The sequence below is a fragment of the Micromonospora sp. NPDC005299 genome, from assembly GCF_042872345.1.
In the GTDB taxonomy this organism is placed as follows: domain Bacteria; phylum Actinomycetota; class Actinomycetes; order Mycobacteriales; family Micromonosporaceae; genus Micromonospora.
On record NZ_JBIAKG010000014.1, the window covers coordinates 73,068 to 85,684 of the forward strand.

Sequence of the window (12,617 nt, forward strand, 5' to 3'; positions counted from 1 at the left end):
CATTCGCCTCCCGGACCGGACGGCGCGGGTTGCCGATCCGGTCGTCGCCGGGCGGGCGGTGCGGCGCCGCCGGAGACCGTCGTCCGGCCCCGGGGCCACGCCCCCATTGTGGACATGCCGAAGGGCGCCCGCCGGTCGGCGGACGCCTTCGCGATGGGCTTCAGCGGGTGGGTGCCGGCGTCGGCGTGCTCTCGCTGGGCGCGACCGACGGACTCAGGGTCGGCGCGGGAGTGGCGCTCCCGCTCGGCGCGGGAGTGGCGGTCGCGCCCGGGGCGGGTGGGGCGCTCACGGCCGGCGGTGCGGCCGGGGCCGGCGGCCCGAAGGGCGCCCGGTCGGGGCAGTAGGGGTAGGCGTTGCGTGGCGGGGGCATGTTGCCGTCCGCGCTCATGCAGGTCGGCCAGCCCAGCCGGATCGGCACGCCGTTCTGGTCGAAGAGCTGGGCGTTTCGGACCAGCCGCCCCTCCTGGTCGTAGACGAAGACGTCCTCGATCGAGTCGTACCGGTCGCCGACCGAGACCTCCTGGTAGCTGCCGAACTGGTCGGAGCTGGCGTGCTGGTCGACGTTGACCAGCATGGCGAAGGAGAAGAGCAGCAGGGCCGCGGTGCCCAGCCGCAGCAGCCGCCGCGGCCAGCCCCGGAGGCCGGGTGAGCGCCGGCCCAGCCAGACCGATGCGAGAACCGTGCCGGCCAGCAGGAACAGGCCGGCCAGCACGCTGCCGTCGAGCCGCGGGAGCAACCCGGAGGGCTGCTGGAGCACGAGCGAGATCACCAGCGCCGCCAGCCAGCCGCGCAGCAGCCACCAGGCGGGGCGCAGCGGGCGGAGGAACTCGCTCACCGAGGACTGTCCGAGCAGCGGGCCGAGCTGGGTGTCGAGGGCGCGCAGCTGGGTGCCGGCGCGCGCCCGCGCGGCGGCCAGTCGACGGCGCCGCCCCGGGCCGGTTCCCGTCTCGGCGCCGGCGGCGGATCGCAGCTCGGCCGCGTACGCCTCGGGCTCGCCGAGCCGGTCGACCAGCGTGCCGTCGGCCTCGGCGGCCACCTCGGCGAGGTGCTCCGGCAGGTCCTCGGTCAGCTCGTCGCGGACGGTGGGCGGCAAATCGGCCAGGGCGGCCCGCACCCGGTCGACGTAGTCCGCGATCTCCTGCCCAGTGACGGTCATGCCGCCATCCCCCGATCGTCGAGCAGTGTGTCCATGGTGGTGGCGAAGGAGCGCCAGGTCTTGCCGGAGCGGGTCAGCTGGTCCCGGCCGGCGGCGTTGAGTGAGTAGTACTTGCGGTGCGGGCCGGACTCGCTCGGCACCACGTAGGTGGTCAGCAGCCCGGCGGCGAAGAGCCGGCGCAGGGTGCCGTAGACCGAGGCGTCGCCGACCTCTTCCAGGCCGGCCTCGCGCAGCCGGCGGAGGATGTCGTAACCGTAGCCGTCCTCCTCCTTGAGCACGGCGAGAACGGCCAGGTCGAGCACGCCCTTGAGGAGCTGCGTCGTATCCACGCTCCGCACACTAGTGTGGATTACGTAGTACCGTCAAGAACGTGGTAGCTGGGTAGGCTCGGGGCGTGTCGTGGAGCAGCTACGCGTCCTTCCTGGTCTTCGCCACCGTGCTGATCCTCATCCCGGGGCCGGACTTCGCCGTGGTCACCCGGAACGCGCTGGCCGCCGGCCGGCGCCGGGGCAGGTGGAGCGCGATCGGCGTGACCGCCTCGAACGCGGTGCAGGGGGTGACCGCCGCCGCCGGGCTCGGCGCGCTCATCGTCCGCTCGCAGCCGCTCTTCGAGGCGATCCGCTGGGCCGGCGTGGCATACCTGGCGTACCTGGGGGTGCAGGCCTGGCGGTCGGCCTGGCGCGGCGACTACCCCCCGCTGGCCGGCGACACCGCCGCCACGCCCGGGCAGGCGCTGGCCGGGTTCCGGCAGGGCTTCCTGTCCAACGTCACGAACCCCAAGGTGCTGGCGTTCTACCTGGCCGTGCTGCCGCAGTTCGTCGGCGGCGGAGCACCGGTCGGGGTGCTGCTCGCCTTCGCGCTCAGCCACGCCGTGCTCGGCCTCGCGTACCTGCTGTTCCTGGTCGCGGCGCTCAACCGGGCCCGGGACCTGCTGTCCCGGCGGCGGGTCCGGCGCTGGCTGGACGGGCTGACCGGGGTGGCGCTGCTCGGCTTCGGCGCCCGCCTCGCCACCGAACGGACCTGACCCGCCGGCTGGTCGTGGTGCCGGGTCACGTTGATCACCGCGCCGGGTTAAGACGGCTGAGCGGTATCGGGCTTACCGGACCGGCGTTGAGGCGGGTTTCTTGTCCGTGGACGAGGTGCGGGCCCTGGAGGACCGCGAGCCGCTGCCGGACGGCCAAGGGCAAACCTACGGCGGCAACCACGGCGGGCGGACTGCCGATGTTTGATCCCTACCCGGCGGAGTGGCCCGATTGGGTGCGGCAGAGTCCCTCTATTCTTGGTGCCGTTCTCTGTGCCGCGCACAATTGCACACCTCCGGTGTGCGCTTTCTATCCGATCGGCTGATAGCGGCCGATACGCGGGGCCGAGTGATCGCTGGCCGGTCGGCCGAGCGCGCGGACATTGAACACGGGTGCAATGATCGCTGCCATGACCGGCCCTTACCCCCAGCAGCCCCAGCAGCCCCAGCAGCCCCAGCAGCCACCACACCAGCAGCCACCACACCAGCAGGCACCGCAGCCCGGCTACCCGCCGGCCGGGTATCCGCCGGCCGGGTATCCGCCGGCCGGGTATCCGCCGGCCCCGCCGCCGCCGGCCAAACGCAAGCGCGGGCCGATCGTCGCGGTGGCCGTGCTCGGTGTGCTGGCGCTGTGCTGCGCCGGTGCGGTGGTGAACGCCATGACTGGCGGCGATGACAAGAAGCCGGCCAGCTCGGCGGCCAGCTCGACACCCGCCGACCAGGCGGCCCCGACCAAAGCGGCCGCAACCAAAGCGGCACCGATCGAGGCGGCGGAGCCGGCCCCGACCAAAGCGGCCCCGCCGCCGCCGGCCGGTCCGAAAACTCTGCTCACGCTCAAGGGCAGCGGGATCAAAAAGACTGCAAAATTCAAGACTGACAGCGATTGGACGCTGAAATACACCTTTGATTGCGGCGGCCGGGACGGCAATTTTCAGGTGTACGAATACACCGACGGAGACCTAAGTGATGTGCTGGTAAATGAGCTGGCCAAAAAGGGTTCCGATTCTTCACCGTCCTACTCGGAGGGCGAGCACTATCTGCAAATCAATTCTGGATGCAAATGGTCTATTACGGTGCTCGGGTAAGCGGGGTACGCATTACCCGGCGGGTTGGTGAAATGACCAAGCCAATTCCGGCACCGGTGGCCGATTACGAGGCGGCCACGAGACTCACGTGGGAATATCTGCGCGGGGAGGCCGAGCGGAGGGTTGCCGCCGTGCTGCTTGCGGCTACCCCGCTGCTGGCGCTGTTGCTGCCGTAGACGGTAAGGGCCGGGGCTACAACCCCGGCCCTCCCGTTTCCCTTCTAGCGGCGGACCCACCGGCTAGCCATGGCGAACCTCGAACGTGGCGAACAGGTCCCCATCGGTGTGGAGCAGCACCTCAGTGAGTACAGACTCCGGGGGGACCTGGGCGACCAGCTCCGCTAGCGCGGCGGCGGTAACGGGCGGCTCAATCGTGCTGACCCACACTCCGGGGGAGTCCCTAACAACCCTCATCGAGCCGTGATCCTTCCTATGTGGCGAACGGTCCCGCGCTACCGGCGGCTGGCCTTCTTAACCAGAAGCCAGACCAGGCCGCCGATGAGCACGGCTGACGACACGAAGCAACACAGGATGGCGATGTGCCACGGCTTGAGAGCACCCATGGCGCGGAACCGTACCTCAAGCGGTCCCGTTGAGCGCTACCCGCAATCGCCGGTCACTGATCCCCAACTTCCTGGCCACCTCCTGGCGCTCAATCCCGGGGTGTTCCCGGAGCATCGCGGCGGCTAGCCGGGCCGTCTCAGCGGCCGGGCGGCGTTTCCGGGCTGGGGCCACAGGTTCCGGCCCCACGGGGTCGCTAGAGCCCTCCGCGGCCGTCTCCGGGGCGTCGGCCGGGGCGACAGACTCCGGGCCCTCAGGGGCCGCTACGGCTTGCAGAGCAACAGGTTCCGGCGGAACAACGGCGGCAGTCTTCCCGGAACGGGCCAACACTTCCACGGTGAGCAGCAACGCCACGGCAGGCCAGGCGGACACGACACGGGAAGCCGTGTCAGGTTCCGCAACTGGCACGTTGGCCGCGAGAGAAGCGGCTACGCCAACCAGGAACGCCAACCAGGCGGACCCCTTGTGCTTCCGCCCGTCGCCTAGGGCACTTCCGCCGCCACGGGGCCGCTGTGGTTGGCAGACCCGTCCGCCTGGTTGGCAGTGTCCGGGCCCGGGATGGCAGACCCGGGGCCCGTGTGCGTCACAGCGCCAGTAACCAGCCGGTAGACGTTCGACGCGATCCCGGCCACCTTCCGCACGACCAGGCGGCCAACGGCGACCAGGCGAGCAATCACCCGGTGGAGGGTGCGGGGGGAGACACCAGCGTGGTCCGCGATGGTGGCGACGCTGGGAAACGCTTCCCCGGTCTCCCGGTTGGTGAACGAGGCGATGGCGACCAGGACCAGGCGCTCCGTCGGCTTGAGGTCACGGCTAGCCAGCATCACGGCACGGACGGCGGCGGCACCGCCGACGGTGGGCATGTGGGTAGAGTCCTGCGACATGTCGGGGTGTCCTCCCGGCTAGGCCCCGGTGTCAGCGCGCCAACGCTGCCCGGGGCCGACTTGCTACAGCATGCTGTAGCAGATGCCGTCGAGGATGTCGTGTTCGGAGGCGACCACCGAGGGCATCCCGGCGCGCTCCATGATGACCCGCAGCACCAGGGCGCCCGCGCCGATCACGTCGGCCCGGCCGGGGTGCATCACGGGGCTGGCCAGCCGCTGCTCGCGGGTCTTCCCCAGCAGGTCAGCGGTGACCTCGGCGACCTGGTCGTACGACACCCGGGCGTGGTGGATGCGCCCCGGGTCGTACTCCTGGAGCCCCTGGGCGAGGGCGACCACGGTGGTGACCGACCCGGCGAGCCCGACCAGGGTGGCGGCCTCCCGGCCCGGGACCGCCGTCAGCGCCCGGTCCACGGCGACCGCGATGTCGGCCTGCGCGGCGGCGATCTCGTCCAGGCCGGGCGGGTCGCCGTGCAGGTGGCGCTCGGTCATCCGGACGCAGCCGATGTCCATCGAGATCGCCGCCTGGACGCCGCCCTCGCGGGTGCCGACCACGAACTCGGTCGAGCCGCCGCCGATGTCGACCACCAGATAGGGCGGCTCCGCGTCGGCGGGCAGGCCGCGGACGGCGCCGGTGAAGGAGAGCCGGGCCTCCTCGTCGCCGGTGACCACCTCGGGCGCCACGCCCAGCGTCTGCTCGACCATGGCCCGGAAGTCGGCGGCGTTCGAGGCGTCGCGGGAGGCGGAGGTGGCGCACATCCGGACCCGCTCGGCGCCCAGCTTCTCGATCTCCGCCGCGTAGTCGGCGAGCGCGACGCGGGTCCGTTCGATCGCCTCGGGCGCGAGCCTGCCGGTCCGGTCGACTCCCTGGCCCAGCCGGACGATCTCCATCCGGCGGCTCAGGTCGACCAGCGGCGCCTGCGGCCCGGCGGACGGGTCGGGCAGGTCGGCGACCAGGAGTCGGATCGAGTTGGTCCCGCAGTCGATGGCGGCCACACGCGTCGTCACGGCTGCCACCCTACGGCAGCCACCCCGGCAGACCGGCTCAGTCGTCGGCCGCGGGGCGGCCGAGCAGGTGGGCGCCGAGCGGGGTCAGGCGGTGGCGGACCGCGCCGCCGTCGCGCTCGGTGCTCAGCAGGCCGGCGGCGCGCAGCGCGGTGGCGTGCTCGGAGGCCGTGGAGAGGCTGATCCCGACGGCCCGGGCGAGCGCCGTGGTGGTGTGCGGGCCCGGCGCGGCGAGGCGACGCAGCACCGCCGCCCGGGTGGCGCCCAGCACGCCGGCGAGCGGGTCGACCGCCGGGTTCGTGGCGCGCGCCGGCATCGCGGCGGGGTACACGAGCAGGACCGGCCGGCCGGGTTCGACCAGGACCCGGGGCAGCGGGCCGGCCACCGGCGACGGGAGCAGCACCAGCCCCTCGCCGGTGCCGGTCACCTCCCCGCTCCACCAGGTGCGCACCTCCAGCACGGGTGGCCGCCACCGGATCGCCGGGTGCAGCCCGTCGAGGAGGCCGGCCAGCCCGCGTCGGGCCAGCCGGTGCGCGGCGTCGGCCAACTGCCGCTGGTGGACGGTGGTCAAGGTGGACCAGTGCGGGGCCAGCACCGCCTCGAACCAGGTGTCGAGCGCCCGGCCGAACAGGTCGAGCACCGTGGGGTCGGCGGCGGCGAACGCGCGCCGCAGCGGCGTCGCGGCGACCTCGGTGTAGGCGGCGGCGACCTCCTCCCGGACCCGGCGGGTGGGGGTGGACCGGATCGCCACGAGGCCCGCGGCCACCGAGTCCAGCCCGTCGAACGGGGTGAGGAAGTCGGGCAGGCGCCCACGGGCCGGCAGCAGGTGCCGCAGCGACGTGGCGGCGGCGCGCACCCCGCGTACGGAGGTCGCCGTGCCGGCCGCCGCGACGAGGTCCGGCGCCATGGCGGCGGTGGCCGGGTCGTGCAGCGCCTGGCAGGCCAGCATGGCGGTGCCGACCGGGTGCAGCCGGTCGACGAACCGTATCCGGCACAGGTCCGCCGGTCCGAGGTGCAGCCGCAGCATGGGAGCAGCGTGCCGGGCTTCGGCGAGGACCGAAAGGGTTGACCGGCTCGGGTCCCGGAACCGACGGTGGAGCCCGGTTACCCAGGGGAGGGCGGGACGTGCGGCGGACGATCGCGGTGCTGGCGGGACTGGTTCTGGCGTTCACCGGCGGGGCGTGCGGCGGGAAGGTCGAGCCGGCCGCCGCGCCGAAGCCCAGCGAGCGGCCGGCCGCCGCGCCGAAGCCCAGCGAGCGGCCGGCCGCCGGGGATCACCAGCTGACCCTGCACCACGGCGGGGTGGAGCGCAGCTACCTGCTGCACGCCCCGCCCGGGTACGACCCGGCGCGCCCGGCGGCGCTGGTCATCGCGCTGCACTTCTTCCCCGGCACCGGGGCCGACATGCGGGAGCTGACCGGCCTCGACGCCCGCGCGGACCGAGAGAACTTCCTGGTCGCCTACCCGGACGGGCGGTACGGGGGCTTCAACGCGCTGATCTGTTGCGGGTCGGCGGACGACGTCGGCTTCCTCACCGCGCTCACCGGCCACCTGGTCGACACCTGGCGGGCGGACCCGGACCGGGTCTACCTGACCGGCATCTCCAACGGTGGTGACCTGAGCTTCCGCGTCGCGGTGGAGGCCACCGGCGTGTTCGCGGCGATCGGCGTGGTCAGCGGCGGCTACAGCGGCCCGCTGACCGAGCCGGACAGCTACGTGCCGAAGCGGCCGGTCTCGGTGATCACCTTCGTCGGCGGGCAGGACCAGTACGCCGGCATTTTCCAGGACGGGCTGCGCACCTGGCAGCGACGGCTCGGCTGCCGCCCGGTGGCGGGAAAGAAGCCAGCGGCGCCGGCGGGCCTGAGCCGGGCTGACGCCCGCTGCGCCGACGGCAGCGACGTGACCGTGTGGAGCCTCCCCGAGATGAGCCACTCCTGGCCGGGCGCCACCTCGGGGACGCTCGCCGACCCGGACGCCGGCATCACGGCCACCGACCTGATCCTGGAGTTCTTCGCGGCCCACCCGCGAGGCACGTGACGCGGGTCAGAGGCGCAGCAGCATGCGGCTGTTGCCGAGGGTGTTCGGCTTGACCCGCTCCAGGTCGAGGAACTCCGCGACGCCCTCGTCGTAGGAGCGGAGGAGCTGCTCGAAGACCGGCTGCGGCACCGGGGCGCCGTCGATCTCGCGGAAGCCGAACGAGCCGAAGAACCCGGTCTCGAAGGTGAGCACGAAGATCCGGGCGACGCCCAGCTCGCGGGCCGCGTCGATCAGCTCGCCGACGATCCGGTGCCCGATCTTGTGCCCCCGGCAGGACGGATCGACCGCCACCGTGCGGATCTCGGCGAGGTCCTCCCACATCACGTGCAGCGCGCCGCAGCCGACCACCGTGCCGTCGGGCGTCACCGCCACCCGGAACTCCTGCACGTCCTCGTAGAGGGTGACGGTCGCCTTGCTGAGCAGCCGTCGGTCGTCGGTGTAGGTGTCCACCAGCCGCCGGATGCCGCGCACGTCGCCGGTGCGGGCGCGGCGCACCACGATCTCGTCGGTGGCGGTCATCTCACTCCGCCGCGGGCACGTCCACGCAGGGGCCGGCCGCCCACCACTTCTCCACCAGGGCGAGGGTCTCGTCACCGAACGGGTTGACCCCCGGCCCGGCGGCGAGCGCGTGCCCGAGGTGCACGTGCAGGCACTTGACCCGACCCGGCATGCCGCCGGCCGAGATTCCGGCGATCTCCGGCACCTGTCCGATGGCCTCCCGGCGGGCCAGGTAGTCCTCGTGCGCCCCCCGGTAGCGGGCGGACAGCTCCGGGTCCTCGGCGAGCCGCTCGGCCATCTCCTTCATCAGCCCGGCCGACTCCAGCCGGCTGCACGCCGCGGTGGCCCGCGGGCAGGTCAGGTAGAACAGCGTCGGGAAGGGCGTGCCGTCGGCCAGCCGGGGCGTCGTCTCCACCACGTCGGGCAGGCCACACGGGCACCGGTGGGCCACCGCCCGGGTGCCGCGCGGCGGGCGTCCGAGCTGCGCGGCCACCGCGGCCAGGTCGGCCTCGGTGGCCGGCTGGCGCTCCGGCGGGGGTACGGATTCCGCCGCCGGATCCTGCGGTGGTACGACGCTCACGGGTGCCTGTCTCTCGTCGGTGCTCAGGTGGTGCTCACTTGTCGGGGCGCTCGGCGTTCGCCGCCTGCACGCTCGACCACAGGGTGTCGTACCAGGGGTCGGGCGGCTTCGGCGGCCCCGGCTTCGCGCCCTTGCCGGCGTCCTTGGCGGCCCCCTCCGGGTCGGACAGCACCACCAGCAGCGTCTCGCCGGGCCGGCCCATGAAGAACCGCTCCCGGGCCTGCGTCTCGATGTACGCCGGGTCCTGCCACTTCTCCGCCTCGGCGGAGAGTTCCTGGATCAGCTCGCGCTGCCGCTCCTGGGACGCTTCCATCCGCTCGATGTCGGCCTGCTGGTCCAGGTAGACCCGGACCGGATAGGTGTAGGCCAGGGCGAGCGCGATCAGCACCGCGAAGAGCACGGTGGCGCGCCCGGTGAAGCGCCGGGGTTGGGGTGCGGTGAGCCGCTTGACCGTGCCACCGGCCGCGGTACGCCGGGCCGCCGCGGGGCGGCTCGCGGAGCGTACCCCCTCGGTGGCGCGGGTTGCGCCGGGCGACCGGCCGGCGGCGCGCGGCTCGGCGCGGACGCCGGCGTCACGGACCGACGACCGGACCCGGGCCCCGCCCGGCCGGCCGGCCTGACCCGGCCGACGGGCGGGCCGCTGGCCACCCGGTGTGCGGCGCTGCTGCATCGTCACACCCCTCCCCCGGAGCTCTCGGCTCAGGCCGAACGGTAGCGCGGGAACGCGCCGGCCCCGGCGTACCGCGCCGCGTCGGCCAGCTCCTCCTCGATCCGCAGGAGCTGGTTGTACTTCGCGACCCGGTCGGAGCGGGCCGGGGCGCCGGTCTTGATCTGGCCGCAGCCGGTGGCGACCGCCAGGTCGGCGATGGTGGTGTCCTCGGTCTCGCCGGAACGGTGGCTCATCATGCACATGAAGCCGGCCCGGTGGGCCAGGTCGACCGCGTCCAGGGTCTCGGTGAGCGAGCCGATCTGGTTGACCTTCACGAGCACCGCGTTGGCGGCCCGCTCGCTGATGCCCCGGGCGATGCGCTGCGGGTTGGTGACGAACAGGTCGTCGCCGACGATCTGGATCCGGTCGCCGAGCGCCGCGGTGAGGGTGGCCCAGCCACTCCAGTCGTCCTCGGAGAGCGGGTCCTCGATGGACACGATCGGGTAGTCGCCGACGAGCTTGGTGTAGTAGTTGCTCATCTCCTCGGCGGTCTTCGCGGTGCCCTCGAAGGTGTAGCTGCCGTTGTCGAAGAACTCGGTGGCGGCCACGTCGAGGGCGAAGACGATGTCGGTGCCGAGCCGGTAGCCGGCCTTCTCGACGGCCTCGGCGATCAGGTCGAGCGCGGCGGCGTTGGTCGGCAGGTTCGGGGCGAAGCCGCCCTCGTCGCCGAGGCCGGTCGACAGGTCCTTCTTCTTCAGCACCGACTTCAGCGCCTGGTAGACCTCGGCGCCGGAGCGGAGCGCGTCCCGGAAGGTGGGCGCGCCGATCGGCGCGATCATGAACTCCTGGACGTCGACGTTCGAGTCGGCGTGCGCGCCGCCGTTGAGGATGTTCATCATCGGCACCGGGAGCAGGTGCGCGTTCGGCCCGCCCAGGTAGCGGAAGAGGCTCAGCTCGGCGCTGCCCGCGGCGGCCTTCGCCACGGCCAGCGAGACGCCGAGGATGGCGTTGGCGCCCAGCTCGGCCTTGTTGTCCGTGCCGTCGATGTCGATCATCTTCTGGTCGATCAGCCGCTGCTCGCTGGCCTCGTAGCCGATGAGCTGGTCGACGATCTTGTCCTCGATGTTGGCGACGGCCTTTTCGACACCCTTGCCCTGGTAGCGGTCCTTGTCACCGTCGCGCAGCTCGATCGCCTCGAACGCGCCGGTGGAGGCGCCGGACGGCACCGCGGCGCGGGCGATCGTGCCGTCGTCGAGCCCGACCTCGACCTCGACCGTCGGGTTGCCCCGCGAATCCAGGATCTCCCGGGCGACGATTCCCTCGATGGTTGCCACTGAGTCGCTCCTCGTTTGTGTGTTCCGGTCCGGTATGGGCCGCGACGGTGCGGCTGAGGCAGGTGTTGAACGCAGCGTATCGGGCACGGGTGGCCCGTACGCCCGTCGGGGCGCACTCGCACCCCGCACCGGGCGGCGTTTCAGACGGACATTCCCGGATTCTCCGGCCTCAACCGACAACGGGTTTGCGAGAGGTTGTGTCGATCGACAAGGCTGGGCACCATGCCCGCCGCCTCGACGACTCTCCGCGTGCTCGCCGCCTCGGCCATCGCGTCGCTCTCGGTCACCGGCTGCCAGGCCCTCGACGACACCGGGGTCGCCCTCGGGCGGGCCGACCTGGTCAACGACCTCGCCGCCCGGATGGACCGGGCGCTGGAGCAGACCTGGGCCGCCGACTACCAGCTCGGCGGCGGGCGGACCGCGTCGATCGCGCAGACCGAGGCGCCCCTGCGGTCCTCGTACACCTGGCCGGACGGCAAGCTCACGGTGACCCAGGAGGCGGTGACCCGGTGCGCGAACGCGGCGGGACGCACCTCGTGCACGGTGTCGCCGCCGGTGCTGACCGCCGGCAAGCCCTCCGTGATCGTCTACGGCGAGGCGCGCAAGCTCGGGCTGGTCACCCCGCCGGCGGTGATCCGGCTGCTCACCGACGCGGCACTCGACCCCGCGGCGACCATCGAGCAGAGCGACACCACCCTGGCCGGGCACCACGCCACCTGCGTCGACGTCACCCGGGCCGGCGACCGCTTCGACGCCTGCGTCACCAGCGAGGGGGTGCTGGGCAGCTTCACCGGCACCCTCGACGGCAAGGCCGCGGAGGTCACCCTGAGCCGCTACACCGACACGGTCGAGTCGGCCGCCTTCGATGTGCCGGCCGGGGCCGGCGTGGTCGACCGGCGCCCAGCCACCTCGTGAGCCCCGGCGACACCGGAACCCGAGAGCCGCGCGACACCGGTGGGCCGGCACGAACGGCCGCCGGCCGGGCCGGCTTCGTGCCCGCCGCCGACCACGGCCGGCCGCCGCACCCGGACGACCTGGCCCTGGCGGTGGCCGGGCGCAAGCTGCTCACCGGCCCCGACGGGCGGTTCCCCCGGATCGGCGAGCTGCCCGCCGGCATCGACTGGGTGCCGGTCGGCACGCTGGACGGGGTGCCGGCCTGGACGGCCGAGGTGGCCGACGCCACGGCGCTGTCCGGGCGCTGGCGCGGCTGGCGGAGCCTCGCGGCCGAGCTGCCCGCGGCGCCGGCGGACCTGGCCGGGCGGGCGCTCGCCGTGGTCACCTGGCGGCGTACGCACCGGTGGTGCGGGGCGTGCCGGACCGAGCTGGCGGACGTGCCCGGCGAGACCGCGCGGCGCTGCCCCGCCTGCGGGCTGACCGGGTTCCTGCCGCTCTCCGTCGCCGTGCTGGTGGCGATCACCCGCCCCGGCCCGGCCGGCGGCCCCGACGAGCTGCTGCTGGTCCGGCACGCGTACGGGCCGACGGAGCTGTGGGCGCTGGTCGCCGGATTCGTCGAGGCGGGCGAGTCGCTGGAGGGGGCCGCCCACCGGGAGGTCGCCGAGGAGGTCGGCCTGGCGATCGGGCGACCCACCTACGTGGACAGCCAGCCCTGGGCGATGTCCGGCCCGGGCACCCTGCTCGCCGGCTTCACCGCCACCGTGACCGACCCAGCCGCCGAGCCGGTGGTCGACCCGACGGAGCTGACCGAGGCGCGGTGGTTCCCGGTGGACGCGCTGCCGGCGGAGCTGCCCCCGGCGTACTCCCTGTCGCGCTGGCTGGTCGACGCGGTCGCCGCCCGTGGGTCGCGCTGACGG

15 protein-coding genes are annotated in these 12,617 nt (G+C 73.4%); 6 read left to right on the forward strand and 9 right to left on the reverse strand.

The features are described from left to right. Positions 1 to 160: 160 nt before the first annotated feature. Positions 161 to 1,156 carry an HAAS signaling domain-containing protein gene (locus ACFYPD_RS29910; protein ID WP_387120702.1) on the reverse strand — a complete coding sequence of 332 codons (996 nt, stop codon included), beginning with the start codon at positions 1,154 to 1,156 and terminating at the stop codon, positions 161 to 163. Beyond that, positions 1,153 to 1,485 carry a PadR family transcriptional regulator gene (locus tag ACFYPD_RS29915; RefSeq protein WP_189192880.1) on the reverse strand — a complete coding sequence of 111 codons (333 nt, stop codon included), beginning with the start codon at positions 1,483 to 1,485 and terminating at the stop codon, positions 1,153 to 1,155. Before ACFYPD_RS29915 ends, ACFYPD_RS29910 begins: the two co-directional genes overlap by 4 nt. Before the next feature lie 65 nt (positions 1,486 to 1,550). On the opposite strand from ACFYPD_RS29915, the gene ACFYPD_RS29920 reads away from it, so the two are divergent. The 3 genes from ACFYPD_RS29920 (at position 1,551) to ACFYPD_RS29930 (ending at position 3,438) form a co-directional block, all read left to right on the forward strand. Further along, entirely contained in the window at positions 1,551 to 2,180 is a 630-nt protein-coding gene (locus ACFYPD_RS29920) for a LysE family translocator (RefSeq protein WP_387120705.1), read from the forward strand. 407 nt (positions 2,181 to 2,587) lie between these two features. Continuing rightward, the gene (locus tag ACFYPD_RS29925) at positions 2,588 to 3,262 is read left to right on the forward strand and encodes a hypothetical protein (RefSeq protein WP_387120708.1); all 675 of its coding nucleotides are present in this window, start codon (positions 2,588 to 2,590) and stop codon (positions 3,260 to 3,262) included. Between the two features lie 32 nt (positions 3,263 to 3,294). Continuing rightward, the gene (locus ACFYPD_RS29930; RefSeq protein ID WP_387120711.1) at positions 3,295 to 3,438 is read left to right on the forward strand and encodes a hypothetical protein; all 144 of its coding nucleotides are present in this window, start codon (positions 3,295 to 3,297) and stop codon (positions 3,436 to 3,438) included. Positions 3,439 to 4,304: 866 nt separating this feature from the next. Here ACFYPD_RS29930 and ACFYPD_RS29935 read toward each other — a convergent pair. The 3 genes from ACFYPD_RS29935 to ACFYPD_RS29945 all read right to left on the reverse strand — a co-directional run bounded on the left by ACFYPD_RS29935 (position 4,305) and on the right by ACFYPD_RS29945 (position 6,735). Further along, positions 4,305 to 4,685, reverse strand: coding sequence for a helix-turn-helix domain-containing protein (locus tag ACFYPD_RS29935; protein ID WP_387120714.1), 381 nt, complete (start codon positions 4,683 to 4,685; stop codon positions 4,305 to 4,307). An 84-nt stretch (positions 4,686 to 4,769) separates the two neighbouring features. Continuing rightward, the gene (locus ACFYPD_RS29940) at positions 4,770 to 5,699 is read right to left on the reverse strand and encodes an exopolyphosphatase (RefSeq protein WP_387120826.1); all 930 of its coding nucleotides are present in this window, start codon (positions 5,697 to 5,699) and stop codon (positions 4,770 to 4,772) included. Between the two features lie 49 nt (positions 5,700 to 5,748). Continuing rightward, positions 5,749 to 6,735, reverse strand: a complete 987-nt coding sequence (locus tag ACFYPD_RS29945; RefSeq protein ID WP_387120717.1) for a helix-turn-helix domain-containing protein — start codon at positions 6,733 to 6,735, stop codon at positions 5,749 to 5,751. Positions 6,736 to 6,833: 98 nt separating this feature from the next. Here ACFYPD_RS29945 and ACFYPD_RS29950 point away from each other — a divergent pair, with 98 nt between their 5' ends. Then, entirely contained in the window at positions 6,834 to 7,745 is a 912-nt protein-coding gene (locus ACFYPD_RS29950) for an alpha/beta hydrolase family esterase (protein ID WP_387120720.1), read from the forward strand. Positions 7,746 to 7,751: 6 nt separating this feature from the next. Here ACFYPD_RS29950 and ACFYPD_RS29955 read toward each other — a convergent pair whose 3' ends face one another. The 4 genes from ACFYPD_RS29955 to eno are packed head-to-tail and all read right to left on the reverse strand — an operon-like array spanning position 7,752 to position 10,806. Further along, positions 7,752 to 8,264 (reverse strand): amino-acid N-acetyltransferase, encoded by a 513-nt coding sequence (locus ACFYPD_RS29955; protein ID WP_387120723.1) that lies wholly within the window; start codon positions 8,262 to 8,264, stop codon positions 7,752 to 7,754. 1 nt (position 8,265) lies between these two features. Beyond that, the gene (locus tag ACFYPD_RS29960) at positions 8,266 to 8,823 is read right to left on the reverse strand and encodes a DUF501 domain-containing protein (RefSeq protein WP_387120726.1); all 558 of its coding nucleotides are present in this window, start codon (positions 8,821 to 8,823) and stop codon (positions 8,266 to 8,268) included. A 34-nt stretch (positions 8,824 to 8,857) separates the two neighbouring features. Beyond that, positions 8,858 to 9,493 (reverse strand): septum formation initiator family protein, encoded by a 636-nt coding sequence (locus tag ACFYPD_RS29965; protein ID WP_387120729.1) that lies wholly within the window; start codon positions 9,491 to 9,493, stop codon positions 8,858 to 8,860. A 29-nt stretch (positions 9,494 to 9,522) separates the two neighbouring features. Continuing rightward, positions 9,523 to 10,806, reverse strand: a complete 1,284-nt coding sequence (eno, locus tag ACFYPD_RS29970; protein ID WP_387120732.1) for a phosphopyruvate hydratase — start codon at positions 10,804 to 10,806, stop codon at positions 9,523 to 9,525. Positions 10,807 to 11,028: 222 nt separating this feature from the next. Between eno and ACFYPD_RS29975 the strand changes: the two genes are divergently transcribed. Next, the gene (locus ACFYPD_RS29975) at positions 11,029 to 11,721 is read left to right on the forward strand and encodes a hypothetical protein (RefSeq protein WP_387120735.1); all 693 of its coding nucleotides are present in this window, start codon (positions 11,029 to 11,031) and stop codon (positions 11,719 to 11,721) included. Then, entirely contained in the window at positions 11,718 to 12,614 is an 897-nt protein-coding gene (locus ACFYPD_RS29980) for an NAD(+) diphosphatase (RefSeq protein ID WP_387120738.1), read from the forward strand. The genes ACFYPD_RS29975 and ACFYPD_RS29980 overlap by 4 nt, the downstream gene beginning before the upstream one ends. Positions 12,615 to 12,617: the final 3 nt, after the last annotated feature.